Origin of the sequence: Janthinobacterium sp. GMG2, from assembly GCF_033949445.1 — a bacterium.
GTDB classification, from domain to species: Bacteria; Pseudomonadota; Gammaproteobacteria; order Burkholderiales; family Burkholderiaceae_D; genus Janthinobacterium; species Janthinobacterium aestuarii.
In genome coordinates this window covers 326,693-342,954 of the sequence record NZ_JAXAWA010000005.1, presented here as the reverse complement: position 1 = coordinate 342,954, position 16,262 = coordinate 326,693, and the positions used below count along the sequence as shown (strand labels likewise).

At 64.9% G+C, this 16,262-nt stretch carries 13 protein-coding genes; 4 read left to right on the top strand and 9 right to left on the bottom strand.

Going from position 1 to position 16,262, the window contains the following annotated elements; genetic code table 11:
* Positions 1 to 116: 116 nt before the first annotated feature.
* A complete protein-coding gene (locus tag SKZ59_RS20070; RefSeq protein WP_319992751.1) occupies positions 117 to 2,441 on the top strand; it encodes an FdhF/YdeP family oxidoreductase in 2,325 nt (774 codons plus the stop codon).
* Here the strand turns inward: SKZ59_RS20070 and fdhD are convergent.
* From fdhD to SKZ59_RS20050, 4 genes are all read right to left on the bottom strand, one after another.
* A complete protein-coding gene (gene fdhD, locus SKZ59_RS20065; protein ID WP_413774579.1) occupies positions 2,417 to 3,235 on the bottom strand; it encodes a formate dehydrogenase accessory sulfurtransferase FdhD in 819 nt (272 codons plus the stop codon). The two genes, SKZ59_RS20070 and fdhD, sit on opposite strands and share 25 nt — an antisense overlap.
* A gap of 77 nt (positions 3,236 to 3,312) precedes the next feature.
* The gene (locus tag SKZ59_RS20060) at positions 3,313 to 4,011 is read right to left on the bottom strand and encodes a hypothetical protein (protein WP_319992749.1); all 699 of its coding nucleotides are present in this window, start codon (positions 4,009 to 4,011) and stop codon (positions 3,313 to 3,315) included.
* 101 nt (positions 4,012 to 4,112) lie between these two features.
* Positions 4,113 to 5,570, bottom strand: coding sequence for a Ppx/GppA phosphatase family protein (locus SKZ59_RS20055; RefSeq protein WP_034757385.1), 1,458 nt, complete (start codon positions 5,568 to 5,570; stop codon positions 4,113 to 4,115).
* 289 nt (positions 5,571 to 5,859) lie between these two features.
* The gene (locus tag SKZ59_RS20050; RefSeq protein ID WP_034757382.1) at positions 5,860 to 6,942 is read right to left on the bottom strand and encodes a calcium:proton antiporter; all 1,083 of its coding nucleotides are present in this window, start codon (positions 6,940 to 6,942) and stop codon (positions 5,860 to 5,862) included.
* A gap of 304 nt (positions 6,943 to 7,246) precedes the next feature.
* Here SKZ59_RS20050 and SKZ59_RS20045 point away from each other — a divergent pair, with 304 nt between their 5' ends.
* On the top strand, positions 7,247 to 7,591 hold the full coding sequence (locus SKZ59_RS20045; protein ID WP_070304343.1) for a hypothetical protein: 345 nt from the start codon (positions 7,247 to 7,249) through the stop codon (positions 7,589 to 7,591).
* A 6-nt stretch (positions 7,592 to 7,597) separates the two neighbouring features.
* On the opposite strand, the gene SKZ59_RS20040 is transcribed toward SKZ59_RS20045, so the two are convergent.
* Together SKZ59_RS20040 and SKZ59_RS20035 are read right to left on the bottom strand one after the other, a co-directional pair.
* Positions 7,598 to 8,749 carry a sensor domain-containing diguanylate cyclase gene (locus SKZ59_RS20040; RefSeq protein ID WP_034757375.1) on the bottom strand — a complete coding sequence of 384 codons (1,152 nt, stop codon included), beginning with the start codon at positions 8,747 to 8,749 and terminating at the stop codon, positions 7,598 to 7,600.
* Positions 8,750 to 8,786: 37 nt separating this feature from the next.
* Positions 8,787 to 9,062 carry a hypothetical protein gene (locus tag SKZ59_RS20035; RefSeq protein ID WP_034757372.1) on the bottom strand — a complete coding sequence of 92 codons (276 nt, stop codon included), beginning with the start codon at positions 9,060 to 9,062 and terminating at the stop codon, positions 8,787 to 8,789.
* Between the two features lie 157 nt (positions 9,063 to 9,219).
* Here SKZ59_RS20035 and SKZ59_RS20030 point away from each other — a divergent pair, with 157 nt between their 5' ends.
* Together SKZ59_RS20030 and SKZ59_RS20025 are read left to right on the top strand one after the other, a co-directional pair.
* Entirely contained in the window at positions 9,220 to 9,996 is a 777-nt protein-coding gene (locus SKZ59_RS20030; protein ID WP_034757369.1) for a transferase spermidine synthase, read from the top strand.
* 154 nt (positions 9,997 to 10,150) lie between these two features.
* On the top strand, positions 10,151 to 13,036 hold the full coding sequence (locus SKZ59_RS20025) for an EAL domain-containing protein (RefSeq protein ID WP_319992748.1): 2,886 nt from the start codon (positions 10,151 to 10,153) through the stop codon (positions 13,034 to 13,036).
* 16 nt (positions 13,037 to 13,052) lie between these two features.
* Here SKZ59_RS20025 and SKZ59_RS20020 read toward each other — a convergent pair whose 3' ends face one another.
* The 3 genes from SKZ59_RS20020 to SKZ59_RS20010 form a co-directional block, all read right to left on the bottom strand.
* Positions 13,053 to 13,934 carry a LysR family transcriptional regulator gene (locus SKZ59_RS20020; protein ID WP_319992747.1) on the bottom strand — a complete coding sequence of 294 codons (882 nt, stop codon included), beginning with the start codon at positions 13,932 to 13,934 and terminating at the stop codon, positions 13,053 to 13,055.
* An 80-nt stretch (positions 13,935 to 14,014) separates the two neighbouring features.
* Positions 14,015 to 14,632, bottom strand: a complete 618-nt coding sequence (trhA, locus tag SKZ59_RS20015) for a PAQR family membrane homeostasis protein TrhA (RefSeq protein WP_034757360.1) — start codon at positions 14,630 to 14,632, stop codon at positions 14,015 to 14,017.
* A gap of 101 nt (positions 14,633 to 14,733) precedes the next feature.
* Positions 14,734 to 16,209 (bottom strand): NYN domain-containing protein, encoded by a 1,476-nt coding sequence (locus SKZ59_RS20010; RefSeq protein ID WP_319992746.1) that lies wholly within the window; start codon positions 16,207 to 16,209, stop codon positions 14,734 to 14,736.
* Positions 16,210 to 16,262: the final 53 nt, after the last annotated feature.

The following is a 16,262-nucleotide window of genomic DNA, read 5'->3' as shown; positions in this document are numbered from 1 at the left end:
CAGCGTACTTGCCTAATATGTCAGGAAAATGACAGCCGAATGTCATTTCCGTGACGCAAGTCAATGTCATTCTGGGATCGTGCATAATTACCACACTCGCCCAGCCGAAAGAGCCCATGAAAGACCAGGACGCACCGCACATCACGCCCTACACCAAGCCGGCCGCCGGCTGGGACGCGCTGAAACACGTGGCCATCAGCCTGCGCCAGGAACGGGTCGCGCCCGAGAACCTGAAGGCGCTGCTGGCACAAAACCAGCCGGACGGCTTCGATTGCCCCGGCTGCGCCTGGCCCGACCGCAACCACGCTTCCACGTTTGCCTTTTGCGAAAACGGCGCCAAGGCCGTCGCCGCCGAAGCGACCAGCCGCCGCGCCGGCCCCGAGCTGTTCGCCAGCCATACCGTCACGCAGCTGCTGGAGCAATCGGACTACGCGCTCGAACAGCACGGCCGTTTGACGGAACCGATGGTGTACGACGCCGCCAGCGACCGCTATGTGCCGATTTCCTGGGAAGACGCCTTTGCCCTCGTGGGCCGCCACCTGCGCGCCCTGCCCGACCCGAACCAGGCCGCGTTCTACACGTCGGGGCGCGCCAGCAACGAAGCCGCCTTTCTGTACCAGCTGATGGCGCGCCTGTACGGCACGAATAACTTCCCCGACTGCTCCAACATGTGCCACGAGGCGACCAGCCGCGGCTTGCCGGCCACCGTGGGCATCGGCAAGGGCACGGTGACCCTTGCCGACTTCGAACTGGCCGACACCATCCTCATCTTCGGCCAGAATCCCGCCACCAACCATCCGCGCATGCTGGGCGAACTGCGCGACTGCGCGCGCCGCGGCGGCAGCATCGTCTCCATCAATCCCCTGCGCGAACGGGGCTTGCAGCGCTTCATGGACCCGCAAAGCGCGCTGGAAATGGCGACCCTGGGCAGCACGCGCCTGGCCGGCCTGTTCGTGCAACCGACGCTGGGCGGCGACTTCGCCCTGATCAAGGCCGTCGCCAAGCGGATCGTCGAGCATGACGATGCGGCGCAGGCGGCAGGCAGGCCCGCCGTCATCGACCACGCCTTCATCGCTGAACACTGCAGCGGTTTCAACGCCTTCCGCGACGACTTGCGCGCAGAGAGTTGGCAACTGCTCGTGGCAGAATCGGGCGTGAATCGTGCGCAGATCGAGGCATTGACCGACATCTTCATCAAAGGCCAGCGCGTCATCGCCACCTGGGGCATGGGCCTGACGCAGCACAAGCACAGCGTGGCGGCCATCCGCATGCTGTCGAACCTGATGATGCTGCGCGGGCAGATCGGCAAGCCGGGTGCCGGCCTGTGTCCCGTGCGCGGCCACTCGAACGTGCAGGGCGACCGCACGGTGGGCATCGAGGAAAAGCCGACGGCGGCCTTCCTCGACCGCCTGGGCCAGGTATATGGTTTTGCGCCGCCGCGCGCGCATGGCCACGACGTGGTGGCCACCATCGCAGCCATGCAGCGCGGCGAGGTAAAAGTGTTCATTGCGCTGGGTGGCAATTTCGCGGCCGCCACGCCGGACACGCCGCTGACCTTTGCCGCCCTGCGCCAGTGCGCGCTGACGGTGCAGGTGGCCACCAAGCTCAATCGCAGCCACCTGGTCATCGGCAAGGAAGCGCTGCTGCTGCCCACCCTGGGGCGCACGGAAATCGACGTGCAAGGCGGTGTGGCGCAGGGCGTGACGGTGGAAGACTCGATGAGCATGGTGCATATCTCGTACGGCCGCAATGCGCCCGCTTCGCCGCAGCTGCGCTCGGAAGTGGCCATCGTGGCCGGCATGGCCGAAGCGACGGTGGGGAGCGTCCTGGTGAACTGGCGCGCGTATGCGGCCGACTATGCGCGCATCCGCGACGACATCGAAAAGGTGTTTGACGATTTTTACGACTACAACGCCAGGGTGGCGCAGCCGGGTGGCTTTCATCTGACGGTGGCGTCGCGCGAACGCGTGTGGAAGACGGCCAGCGGCAAGGCCAGCTTCCTCGTCGCCCCGCTGGACCTCGATACGCCGTTGCACCACGCTAGAGCGCGCCACGGCGAGCGCCTGATGGTCTTGATGAGCACGCGTTCGCACGACCAGTACAACACCACCATCTACGGCATGGATGACCGCTACCGGGGCGTGTACGGCACGCGCAAGGTCGTCTTCGCCAATGCGGACGATATCGCCATGCTGGGCTTTGCCGATGGCGATATGGTGGACTTGACCGGCGCCTGGGACGATGGCGTGGCGCGCCGCGCCGATGGCTTCCGGCTCGTCGCCTACGACATCCCGCGCGGCTGCCTGGGCGCGTACTACCCGGAGACGAACGCGCTGGTGCCGCTGGCCAGCACGGCCGACGGCGCCGGCACGCCCACATCGAAGTCCGTGCCCGTGCTGCTGGAGCGCAGCGTAAGTTACAAGGTAATGCCGGGCGTGTAGTCGACGTAGGCATCCTGGCGGCAGAATCCCGCCAGCTTCATGCCGGCCTGCGTGGCGATGGAAATGGCCAGCGAACTGGGGGCGGAAATCGTCGCCAGCAAGGGAATCTGCATGCGCGCCGCCTTGCGCGCCAGCTCGTAGCTGCCGCGGCTGGACAGGAAGACGAAGCCGCGCCGCATGTCGATACCGTGCAGCGCGAGATGGCCGATCAGTTTATCGAGGCCGTTGTGGCGGCCGACATCCTCGCACACGTGCACGATATCGCCATCGGGCGTGCACCACGCGGCCGCGTGCACGCCGCCCGTCTCCCGCATCAGCGTCTGGTGCTCGCGCAAGCCGGCGGAGGCACGCGCCAGCGCGGCCGGCAGGTCGACGCGGATCAGGGGTGGCGGCAGCGGCGCCGGCTGCAAGTCGAGCATGTCGATGCTGTCGATGCCGCACACGCCGCAGCCCGTGCGGCCCGTGAGCTGGCGGCGCCGGTCCTTCAGGCGCACGAAATCCTCCTGGGCGATGCTCAAGGCCACTTCGGCGGAATCGGGACGCAGGAACACTTCGCAATCGAAGATGGCATCGGCGGAAGCGACCACGCCTTCCGTCAGCGCGAAGCCGTAGGCAAACGCTTCCAGGTCGCGCGGGGTGGCCATCATGACGACGTGGGAAATGCCATTGAAGACCAGCGCGACGGGGATTTCCTCGGCGACGTGGTCGATGGCGGGGGTAGCAACGCCCGCCTGGTGGCGGACGATGGCGCGCTCGACGAAGCCGGCGCGTTCGATCTCTGTATCTTCTGACATGGCAACCATGGGGGAACTTTCACAGGCCCCATGGTAAACCAGAACGGCCAGGCAGGGGGCGGCCCCTGCCCGCGCCATCAATCCTTCTTCGGACGGCCCGTTTTCAGCTGCGGCAAGCCGGCCAGCACGTTTTGCAGGGTAGCCAGGTCGATCTGGCTGATCAGCGCCACGCCGATGCGCAGCAATTCGCTTTTCTTGATCTCGAAACCGGCCTTCAGGCAGGCTTTCTTCACCTGGCCCAGGACTTCGTATTCCGCTTCCGGCATGGTGAAGCTGTCGCGCACCAGTTTCGGCTTGCGGGCTTTTTCCTTGACGGCGGCGACCTTGGCGGCCGGCGCTTTTTTCGCTGGCGCAGGCTTGGCGGCTGGTTTGGCTACCGCTTTGACGGCGGCTTTCGCGGCCGGCTTGGCGGCAGGCTTTGCGGCGGGTTTCGCAGCGACTTTGGCCGCTGGCTTGGCAACGGCTTTCACTGCCGCCTTGGCGGCTGGTTTGGCGACAACGGCCTTGGCCGCCGGCTTGGCGGCTGGCGCCTTGGCAGCGGCAGGCTTGGCGGCGACAGGTTTCGCTGCTACTGGCTTCACTGCTGCCGGCTTCGCAGCGGCCGGTTTGGCGGCCACTGGCGTGACGGCGGCTTTTGCCACCGGCTTGGCGGCAGGCTTCACTGCCGGTTTGGCGGCCGGTGCGGCCTTGGCCGCTGCCGCATTGATCGAGGCGCTGGTAGGGAACATCGATACGGGCGCGCTGTCGGGCTTTTTCGCTGGGACGGTTTTGGTCATGGATTTTCCAATCTAGTAAATAATATAAACAATATATACTGTTTTTAAAAATCTTGCTTGCTGCACATCAAGTCATGCGCATGGCATGACCCAATGACCCACTACGCGCTGGCGCGGATGGTGAAATCGACCCCCACCTCGTCCCAGAATTCCTGCTCCTTCTCGATCCAGAACGACACGGTCGGATGGTGCGCCACCCAGCCGCGCTTGATATCGAGCTCGATGCGGTTCTTCATGCGCAGGCGCAGTTCGCTGAAATCGGCTTCGATGCGCGCATGCATGAGCAAAATCGACAGGCGCAGCGCCAGCACGGCCTTGGCGAAATCGGGGTCGGACAGCACTTCGCCGATCTTGCGCAAGTTGCCCTTCTGCGCCAGGATCAGCCGGCTCATGGTCTTCTGCTCGCGCGTGGTAAAACCGGGCAAGTCCGCGTTTTCCACGATGTAGGAGGCGTGCTTGTGGTAGCCCGTCTGCGACACGGCCAGGCCCACCTCATGCAGCAGGCTGCTCCAGCGCAGGCATTTCACCAGCGCGTCGGACGTGGGCTTGAGCTGCGCGTACATGGCCAGCGCCTGCTCGGCCACCCGGCCGGCGCGCTGCTGGTCGATATGGAATTTCTCCATGCAGCCCTGCACCGACTGTTCGCGGCGGTCGCGCTTGGTCGAACGCAGGTACAGATCCCACATCACGCCCATGCGCAAACCCGCCTCGATCGGCGTCATGGCGGGAATGGCCAGTTCACGGAACAGGCCAATCAAGATCGCCAGGCCGCCGACGATGGTGCTGGCGCGGTCGGGCCGCAAGCCGGGCATGTCGATGCGGCTCGTGTGACCGAGTTCGATGAAGCGGCGCGCCAGCGCGTCGAGGCTGGCGCTCGTGAGCAAGCCGTCACCGAGCTTGTTGCGGGCGATGATGTCGGCGATCGTGCGGATGGTGCCGGAAGAGCCGTAGGCCGTCTTCCAGTGCTGCGGATGGTATGGCGGTGCCGCATCCTCGAAATGGCTGCGCGCCGACAGGATGGCCGCCTCGAACGACGGCGCGTCGATGCGCCCGCCGATGAAGAACGACAGGCTTTGCTTGACGGTGCCCAGGCTGAACGACTCGACCCGCTCGATATCGTTGCCGCGCCCCAGTATCAGTTCCGTCGAGCCGCCGCCGATATCCATCACCAGCCGGCGTTCGCCGGGTATGGCCAGCGCATTGGCCACGCCCATGTAGATCAAGCGCCCCTCTTCCTCGCCCGAGATGATTTCGATCGGGTAGCCGATGGCTTGCTCGGCCAGCGGCAGGAAGACGGCGCCGTTGCGCGCCACGCGCATGGCCGACGTGGCCACCACGCGCACGGCATCGAGCTCGAAGCCCGCGAGGATGGCGCGAAAGCGCTGCAGGCAGGCCAGCGCGCCCTGCATGGCCGCCTCGGTCAGGTCGCCATTGGCATCCAGGCCGGCGGCCAGGCGTATCGGATCGCGCACGCTCTTGACCACGCGGATCGTGTCGCCATCATGCTTGCCGACGTGTAAACGAAAACTGTTGGACCCCAGGTCCACCGCTGCATACATACTGGCCTCTTGTCTTGTCATTGCTGTGCCAACTGAAAAAGTTGGCAAACTCAGTTGCTAAACTATATAAATCATTTAAACGATTTAAAAATCCTACCACACTACCCCCATCGTATGACAGCGGCGTGACAGGATTGTGACAAAACGGCGCGTAGCGGTGACGTTTAAGAACATCTGACAAAACCGTAGCGAGCGGAAGGAAGTTGTGGTTGAGAAGCGCAACTGTACGAAGGTACAGTGAGCATCGCAGACCACAAATTCCGACGCGCAGTAGGTTTTGACAGGTGTTCTACGGCACGATGGTGGTAAATAAATATACCGCGAAAATCACCAGGTGCACCGTGCCCTGCATGACCGTGGTGCGGCCCGTGCCCAGCGACAGGGTGGCCACCATCAGCGACAGCAGCAGCAGCACCGTCGACTTGATATCGAGACCCAGGGTAATTGTCAGGCCCGTGGCCAGCGACACCACGACAACAGCCGGTATCGTCAGGCCGATGCTGGCCAGTGCGGAGCCGAGCGCCAGGTTCAGACTCGTTTGCAGGCGGTTGGCACGCGCGGCGCGCACGGCGGCCAGGCCTTCTGGCAGCAGCACGATGGCGGCGATGACGATACCGACCAGGGTTTTCGGCGCGCCCATGGCGGCAATCGCCGTCTCCAGCGCGGGCGCCAGCGACTTGGCCAGCAGCACCACGGCGCCCAGGCACACCAGCAGCGCGCCGGCGCTGACCCAGGCGACTGTTGGCGTGGGTGGCGCCGCATGCACCTCTTCATCACCGACGGCCTCCTTGGGCAGGAAGTAATCGCGGTGGCGCACCGTCTGCACCAGCACGAAGGTGCCATACAGGACGAGGGAAATGACGGCGATGAAGATCAGCTGGCTGGAATTGTAGAAGGGGCCGGCGGCGCTCGACGTGTAGTTCGGCAGCACCAGGGTCAGAACGGCGATGGCCGCCAGGGTGGCCAGCGAAGCGCTCACGCCCAGCAGGCCGAAGGTCTGCTCACGGTGGCGCCCTGCGCCCAGCAGCAGGCAGATGCCGACGATGCCGTTCAGGATGATCATGATGGCGGCAAACACGGTGTCGCGCGCCAGGCCCGTCGTTTCCGGTCCGCCTGCCAGCATCAGCGAGACGATCAGCGCCACCTCGATCAGGGTCACGGCCAGTGCCAGCACCAGGGTGCCGTACGGTTCGCCGATGCGGTGCGCCACCACTTCCGCGTGGTACACGGCGGCCAGCACGCTGCCGATCAGGCCAGCGACCAGCAGGATCTGGTAGGCGCCGCCGACATTGAAGGTGGAACCGAACAGGAACAGCCAGCCGGCAATCGGGGCGGCAAGCGGCCATACAGGCAGGGATTTGAGCATTTTCATTATGGGCCTGGCAAGAGTAAAAAAGGGGAACTGCGGTGTGGACAGCAAAGGACAACAAGGGCAGCCTGGCGTGCATGCCACAGCATAACTTGCCTAGCTTAAATGAAAGTTAGGGAATGCACATGTTCCGGTGAAGGCGCTCCACGCCTGGTTCACCGTTCAATCACCTTGCCGCGGCGCACGTGCTTGCTACCAGCAACTATAGTCCCTTTGGTAACATGCCGTTGCAATTTCCTTGTCTTTTTGCTTCCGGCTGCCGTCATAATGCAGGATCCGCCTTCGCGGCACCGACCAAGGACCAACCATGATTTCCATAAACAGCACAGCCATGCGCATGTTCTTCTTCGCGGGCAGCTTGCTGTGCGCCGCCGCGCACGCGGACACGCCGCCAGCGGACGCCGCGCAAGTTGACGCGGACTGGGCCACTGCGGCCGCGCCTGCAACAGCGTCAGAGTCACGCTGGCAAGACAGCCTGCCGCCCGCGCCGCCCGTGGCGCCACGCGAAGAAAAGATACTGCCCAAGAGCGAATGGCTGACCGTCGAGCCGATGAAAGCGCCTGACCGGCGCTGCGATCCGGGCCTCGATGCCCTGTTCCTGCCCAAGGAATGCGGCAAGGAACCGAGCTGGCTGGGCTCGCACAAGAAGTAATCCGATTTAAATATCGAGAGTGCTGGCAGCTTGCGCCTCGACGACGCGGTTGCGGCCCGCCTGCTTGGCCGATTGCAGCGCCTCGTCGGCCCGCTTGAACAGGCTGACGGTGCTGTCTTCGGCGCGGATGGTGGTCACGCCCAGGCTGGCCGTCAGCTGCAGCACGGCGCGCTCCGTCTTGACGGGCAGCGCTTCGACGGCAGCGCGGATGCGCTCGGCCACCATCAACGCATCGACCAGGGTCGTGCGCGGCAACTGGATGGCGAATTCGGCGCCGCCCAGGCGGCCCATCAGGTCGCTGTCGCGCAGTTGCTGGCGGCACGTGTCGACGATGGTTTTCAGCACCGCATCGCCCACGGGATGGCCATAGCTGTCGTTGACTCGCTTGAAGTGGTCGATATTGAGCACCACCAGCGCCGTCGGCAAACCGGGCCGGCGCGCCAGCGCCATCCATGGCGCCAGCGCCTGGTAAAAACCGCGCCGGTTCGGCACGCCCGTGGCCGCGTCGAGCACTTCCAGACGCGCCAGCTCGCCGCCCAGTTTTTCACGCGACAGCAGCAGATAGCCGAAGGCGTTCGTCAGCATCATCAGGTACAGGGCGCCGAAGCCGGCCAGCTGCATCAGCTCCGCGTCAAAACCGGGGACGGCGGCGGCCAGCACACCGCGCGCGGCGATCAGCAGCGACAGGATGCCCATGCTGACGACGAGGAAGCGGCGCAGCATGCTCGCCTCGCGCCACTTCAGGCACAGGGCGGCCACGCCGGAGAGGAAGAAGCCGGCCACGATCAGCGAACCGCCGGCGCTGCGCAGCAGCGGCGCCACGTCGAACAGGTAGCAGGCGGCAAACAATCCCACCGACAGGCCCAGCGCCGGCAGAACGGTGCGGCGCCAGCCGCTGCGCCCGGCCGCCTGCCACAGCGCGCCCGCATCGAGCGCCATGCCGGCAAACAGCAGGCTGTTGCCAAGCAGGATGGAGAGGAAATCGGGCAGCACGCCGCGGAAATACAGCAGACACCAGGCCACGGCCTGGCATTGCTTGGCCACCGCCCAAGTGGACATGCTGAGCGACTTCTTGCGCTCGTACTCGAAGAAGAACAGGGCCGCGCACAGGCTCAGGTTGCCGAGCGCCAGGGCCAGTACCAGGGTCTTGATATCCATGGGCTACGCGATCGATGCGCAGGCGCGGCGCGCCAGGTCAGATTTCGTGTTCGACATTGGTGCTGCCGTCGCCGATCTTGCTGGCCCACGCCTGCACGAAATACTGCTTTTCCACTTCGCTGGGCGCCTCGTGCCAGAACACGATCAGGGTGCCCTTGTGGTCGTGGATCTGCGCCACTTTTTCAATGAATCCGACATTGGCGGCCTGGTCGGCCAGCGCCGCCGCGTAACCATACACGCGCGTCAGCCGCTCGATGCGGTCAGGCTCCGTGAAACTGTTCGTCGCCGTAATGATGGGGTGATCCAAAAACATGCTTGTCTCCATGGTGCCCGACTGCGCGGCCGTGCCGCCGCGCGCCGTACATATACGCATGCTCGGCGCGGATTAATCGGGTATGCTCACGGGAGCTTATCAGATTTCTCTGAATGCAACAAAGCATCTCCCCCAGCCTACTCAGCGAAGTCGTCCCATGCCGGAAAACAGAAGCACCACCCCACTTGCCCCGCAGGTGCACACCTGTGGCGACCGGCGCCGCCTGGAATTCCAGCCCGGCATGATCCAGAGCGAAATGCTGCTGTCGCGCCCCGACCATCTGCTGCTGCGCTATGCGCGCGCGATGATGTGCTTTACGCTGTTCGTGCCGCGCCCGCGGCACATCCTGATGGTGGGACTGGGCGGCGGTTCGCTGCTGAAATTCTGCCACCGCCACCTGCCCGATACGCGCATCACGGTGCTGGAATTGCGCGCCGACGTGATCGCCCTGCGCGAGCAGTTCATGCTGCCGCCCGACGATGCGCGCCTGCGCATCATCGAGACGGATGCCGTCAGCTACATCCGCCAGCATCCGGGCTGCGCGGACGTGCTGCTGCTCGACGGCTACGACGAAACGGGCTTGCCGCCCGCCCTCGGCAGCGCCCGCTTCTATGCGGACTGCCTGCGCGCCCTGCTGCCCGGCGGCGTGCTGGTGGCCAACCTGTTCAGCTATGACGAGCATTACCCCGCCATGCTGGCGCGGCTGATGCTCACCTTCCGCGGCGCCGTCTGCCACTTCGATGGCATCGCCGGCAATAACCGCATCGTCTTCGCAGCCAAGCCCGGGCAGGACCCGGGCGCCGGCGGCCGCGCCGTGCGCGTGGTGCGCCTGGTGCGCTGGCGCCGGATGGCCGGCCTGGCGTTCCTGAACCGCTTTCTGCCGGCATGGCAATTGTGGCGTTTGCGCCGCCAGTCCGGCGCGGGCAGCGACTGAAAGTCATCTTCCCCGGCCAGAGATATTGTTGCTTATTTGCAGTGTTTTGGTGCAAAATCAGCATGCTGGATGTGGTTTATGACAAACTACGGCCTGCGTGGGGCCGGCAGGCGCTGCGGAACCCAAGTGACCATGAAGTGAGATAGGAAAAACCATGCTGCGTGGCCGCCTGCCATTGTCGATTTCCGCCGCGGCCGCGCTGACCTTTGCCTGCGGCGTCAGCGTGACGGCCGTGCTGTTCGCCGCCATCAGCCAGCTCGAATACGACAAGATGAGCCTGAGCCTGCAGCAGCGCGCCGGCGCCAGGGTGGCCGCCATCGAGCAGGGACTCGACGATGCGGTCGAGGTACTGACGACGACGAACCAGCTGTTTGCCGCCGTCGTGCCCGTCACGCGCGAACAGTTCCATGACTTCACCACGCCGTTGCTGCGGCGCCACCCGTTCATCCAGGCCTTCAATTTCCACCGCATCGTGCCGCATGCGCAGCGCGCCGCATTCGAAGCGGAGCTGCGGCGCATCGTGCCCGACTACGCCATGACGGAAATGCGCGACGGCGTCGTCGTGCCCGCGACGACGCGCGCCAGCTACCTGGTGGTGGACTACCTCGAACCCTTGCAGGGCAACGGCCCCGCCTTCGGCCTGAACGTCAGCCCGAACGGCGTGCTGGCGCGCGCGCTGGAACAGGCGATCATCAGCGGCCAGACCACCGCCACCGGCTTGCTGGCCCTGGCGCAGGGACCACGGCAAGGTTTCGTCATGGTGCATCCCGTGTACCGCCACGGCGCGCCCCTGCAGACGGTGCAGCAGCGGCGCGCGGCGCTGATCGGCGATACGGCGGCCGTCATCCTGGCCGGGGAACTGGTGCAGAAAATCCTCGCCGGCGCCGACCTGCTGGGCGACCCGCAGCTCGAACTGAGCGTCTACGCGGACGCCGGCGCCGACCCGCGCCAATTGATCTTCCGGCATGGCCAGGCGCCCGCCAACGAAGCTGGCGGCGCCTGGGAATCCTTGCCGCGCTGGCTGCACTTTGCCTACCACGACCATTATGACCGGGCCTTTGCTTCCGCCGGCCGGCCCTGGCATGTGCGCGTGGTGGCCCATCCGCGCCCCTTCCTGGCCGACCATCTGGGCTCATTATTCACCGTGATCACGGGCTTGCTGTTCAGCCTGCTGACGGCCGCCTTCGTGCAGTCGCTGACGCAGCGCTCGCGCCGCGTACAGTTGCTGGTGGAGCAACGCACGGCCGACCTCAAGCGCAGCAACGAGCTGCTCAGTGCCGACGTGCGGGCGCGCCAGCGCACGGAACGCGCCCTGCAGGAAAGCGAGAAGCGCTTCCGCCGCCTGCTGGCCCTGTCCTCGGACTGGTACTGGGAACAGGATGCCAACTTCTGCTTTACCCACATCACCAGCGGTTTCACGGACAAGTCGAACATGCCGCTGGAACGCTTCATCGGCATGACGCGCTGGGAAAACAATCCGGAGATGCGCAATTCGCGCTGGGGCAAGCAGCATATCGCCAACCTGGAAGCGCACCTGCCCTTTTCCAACCTCGAATATGCGATGCACGACCGCGACGGCCAGCTGCGCTGGTTCAGCATCAATGGCGAACCGCTGTTCAACGAACTCGGTGAATTCCGCGGCTACCGGGGCACGGGTTCCGAAATCACGGAACGCAAGCTGGCCGAGCAGCAAATCCAGCACATCGCCCACCACGACGTGCTGACGGGCTTGCCCAACCGCGCCCTGCTGCGCGACCGCCTGGCGCAGGCGATGGCCCTGTCGCGCCGCAAGAACCGCGCATTGTGGGTACTGTTGATCGACCTCGACCGCTTCAAGTTCGTCAACGACAGCCTCGGTCACAAGGCTGGCGACCTGCTGCTGAAAACCATCGCCACGCGCCTGCAGGCCAGCCTGCGCGAAAGCGATACGGTGGCGCGCCTGTCGGGCGACGAATTCGTCGCCATCCTGTGCGAACAGGCGGACGAAGTGCTCAGCAGCGCCATCGTGCAGCGCGTGATGGATGCCGTGGCCCAGCCCGTACTGTTGGATGGCAAGGAATTCTTCGTCACCTGCAGCATCGGCGTGGCCGTCTACGACATGTCGCGCTACGATGCGCCCGGCGACGTGACCTTGAATGGCGAGACGCAGAACCTGATCGAGCAGGCCGACATCGCCATGTACTGCGCCAAGAAACAGGGCCGCAACAACATCAAGTTCTATACGACGGCCATGAACCAGGCCACCCTGGAGCGCCTGCGCATCGAGACAGCGCTACGCAACGCGCTCGAACGCGAACAGTTCGTGCTGCACTACCAGCCGCAGGTGGACCTGGCCAGCGGGCGCATCGTCGGCGTGGAAGCGCTGCTGCGCTGGCAGCATCCGGACCTGGGCATGGTGGCGCCGCAGCGCTTCATCGCGCTGGCGGAAGATACGGGCCTGATCGTGCCGATCGGCGCCTGGGTCATGCGCGAAGCGTGCGCGCAGGTGAAACGCTGGCATGCGGCGGGACTCGATACCTTGCGCCTGGCCGTGAACCTGTCGGCGCGCCAGTTCAACGAACCAAACCTGGTGGCATCGATCGCCGAAGTGCTGCTGGAAACGGGCTTGCCGCCCGCCTGCCTGGAGCTGGAACTGACGGAAAGCCTGTTCATGCACGACGTGGCGCTGGCCGTCAGCCAGCTGCACGACATGAAGGCGCTGGGGGTGCAGCTGTCGATCGACGACTTCGGCACCGGCTATTCCAGCTTCGCCTACCTGCGCACCTTCCCCATCGACGTGCTGAAGATCGACCGCAGTTTCGTCGGCGACGTGGCGCGCGACGCGGACGACGCGGCCATCGTCGTCTCCATCATCGCGCTGGCGCACAACCTGAAACTGCGCGTGGTGGCCGAAGGCGTGGAAACGGCCGAGCAGCTCGATTATCTGCGCCGCCATGGCTGCGACGAAGCGCAAGGCTATTACTTCAGCCGGCCGCTGCCGGCGCATGAAGTGGAAGCGCTGCTGCATACGGCGGTGCAGGACAGCGGCGTCCTGACTTGAACATACGGCGCGGGCCTTACAGCTTGTGCTGCAGGAATTCGAGGAAGCAGCTGATGCGTTGCGCCAGCTGCGTGTTGCGGTAGTAGACGGCGTGAATCTGCTGGCGGTAGCCCGTATAGAACGGCTGCAGCACTTTCACCAGGCGGCCGGCCGCGATGTCGTCCTTCGTCATGAAGTCGGACAGGCAGACGATGCCCTGGTCGTGCAGGGCCAGCTGGCGCAGGGTTTCGCCGCTGGACGCGGCCAGCGCGGGCACGATCTGCAGGCTGTTGCCCGTCTCGTGGCGCAGCGGCCAGTTGTTCCCCAGGTCGTACTGGGCAAAGCCCAGCAGCGCGTGGCCGGACAGCGCTTCCGGCGTGGCCGGCTCGCCGTGGCGCGCCAGGTAGGCGGGCGTGGCCAGCACGTGCAGCGGGCTGGCAGTCAAGGCGCGCGCATGCAGGGTCGAATCGACCAGGGCGCCGATGCGGATGGCGATATCGGTGCGGTGTTCGAGCAGGTCGGCGATCTGGTCGTTGCTGGTCAGTTCCAGGCGGATGTCCGGGTACATGGCGCGAAATTCGGCCACGTGCGGCACCACGCAATGGAGCATGAAGGGTGAAGCGGCATCGACGGACAGGCGCCCGGCCGGCTTCTGGCGGCGGATGCGGATCGACTCTTCCACGTCTTCCATCGAGGCGAGAATGGCGCGCGCCTTGTCCAGGAACAGCTGCCCTTCTTCCGTCAGCTCCATGCGCCGCGTCGTGCGCGTCAGCAAGGAGGTGGCCAGCTTGTCTTCCAGCCGCGACAGGGCACGGCTGACGCCCGACGTGGTTTGCCCCAGGTGCACGGCGGCCGCGCTCAGGGTGCCGCTGTCGATGACGGTGACGAAGATTTTCAGGTCGTCCGAATTGATATCCATTGTTGCCTTATTATTGCCTGCGTTTCACATATCGCGCCATTATAATGGAACCATGGCAACAGTGAGGGCAGGCAACAACGTCAGGCAACGTAGAACAAAATGGCGACAAAATGGCAGCTACTGCCGGCCAGCACGAACAGATGCCAGATGCCGTGGCCATGGCGCAGCTTGTGGTCGGTGGCATAGAAAGCGATGCCGCCCGTGTAGCACAGGCCGCCCGCCACCAGCCACAGGAAGCCGTTCCACTCGAGCGCCGCCAGCAGCGGCTTGATGCCGATGACGATCAGCCAGCCCATGGCCACGTAAATGACCAGCGACAGGATGCGCGCGCCTTTCGCGTACACATATTCCTGCACGATGCCAAACAGGGCCAGGCCCCAGACGACGCCGAACAGCGACCAGCCCCAAGGCCCGCGCAGGGTCACCAGCATGAATGGCGTGTAGGTGCCCGCGATGAGCAGGTAGATGGCGCAGTGGTCGAGCCGCTGCAGCACGGCCTTGGCCTTGCCGCGCACGCTGTGGTACAGGGTGGACGTCAGATACAAGGTCAGCAGCATGGCCGCATACACGCTGCAGCTGACGATTTTCCACGGATCGCCCGTGCGGGCCGCCACGACGATCAGGATGACGCCGCCGATGGCCGCCAGCGCGGCGCCCACCGTATGGGAGATGCTGTTGAAGCGTTCGCCGTGGTACATGGCTTAATACCGCTTTGCCAAGACGCAGCAGACACCCGGGGTCAGACCCGCCGGGACTCGGCGTCCCCGTCTGACCCCAGCCTTCCGCTGGGAGCGGTCAATCAAGCTTCTTCCGCCTTCTTGCGGGCCGGACGGGGCGCTGGCGTCTTGCGCGGCGCCTTGGCTGGCTTGTCTTCCGCTACAGGCGCGATTTCCACCGGTGCCGCTTCGACGACAGGAGCCGATTCCACGGCTTCAGCCGCCTTCTTGGCCGGCTTCTTCGCCGCTGCCGCCTTGCGGGCCGGCGTGCGCGGCTTGGCCTTCGGCTTCGCTTCGGCGACGGCTTCCACGATCGCTTCAACTACCGGCTCAGGCATGGCTTCCACAGCAGCGACTTCGACAACTTCGGCGCGCGCTTCGCGGGCGCCATCGCCATTCTTGCGGCCGCCACGGCCATTGCGGCGCGAACCGCGCTTGGCGTTGCCTTCTTCCGCCATTACTTCCACAACCTCGGCTACCTCGTGCTGCACCTCCGGCTGCGGCGCCGGCGCATACTGCTCGACGACTGCTTCGGCGTCGGCCACCGGCACGAAGGCCTGTGGCGCGGACTCGCCGCGGCGTTGTTCGTTCTGCTTGCGGCCGCCACGTCCATTGCGGCGCGAATCGCGGCGGCTGCCGCCTTCGCGCTGATTGCCCTCTTCCGCCGCCACGCCGGTCTCGCCGGTGACGATGGCTTCGCTGGCCACTTCCCCGCTCACGGGCGCAGCGACAGGCACCAGGCCGCTGCTGCGGTAGACATAGGCGCCCGATTTTTCATCGCGGCCAAATTCCAGCAAGCCGCGCGTCTGCGCTTCTTCCAGCAGGTTGCCGAAGGTACGGAAACCGTAGTACGACTCGCTGAAGTCCGGCTTGCGGCGCTTGATCGCTTCTTTCAGCATCGAGGCCCAGATCTTGCCGCTGTCGCCGCGCTCCGAGACCAGCGCGTCGAAGGTGGCAACGGCCATCTCGATCGCTTCCGTCTTGCGCGACTCGTATTTTTCCTTGCGGCGCACTTCTTCGTCGGGCGAACGCTTGGCCGCCGGGGTCTCGCGCGCATCACGCTTGGCGGCCGTGCGGCGGCTCTCGCGCACCAGGTCATCGTAGAAAATGAATTCGTCGCAGTTGGCCACCAGCAGGTCGGAGGTCGACTGCTTGACGCCCACGCCGATCACCTGCTTGGCGTTTTCGCGCAGTTTCGACACGAGCGGCGAAAAGTCGGAATCGCCGCTGATGATGACGAAGGTGTTGACGTGGGCCTTCGTGTAGCACAGGTCCAGCGCATCGACCACCAGGCGGATGTCGGCCGAATTCTTGCCGGACTGGCGCACGTGGGGAATTTCGATCAGCTCGAAATTCGCTTCGTGCATGGTGCCCTTGAAACTTTTATAACGGTCCCAGTCGCAATATGCCTTCTTGACAACGATGCTGCCCTTGAGCAGCAAGCGTTCGAGGATGGGCTTGATATCGAATTTTTCGTAATTTGCATCTCGCACGCCGAGCGCGACGTTCTCGAAGTCGCAAAACACGGCCATGCTGAGGTTTTCTGGGGATGACGCCATAGGGGTGAATTCTCGCTGATGATAAGGGCGGACGGGAAGCGCAACGCCTCCCT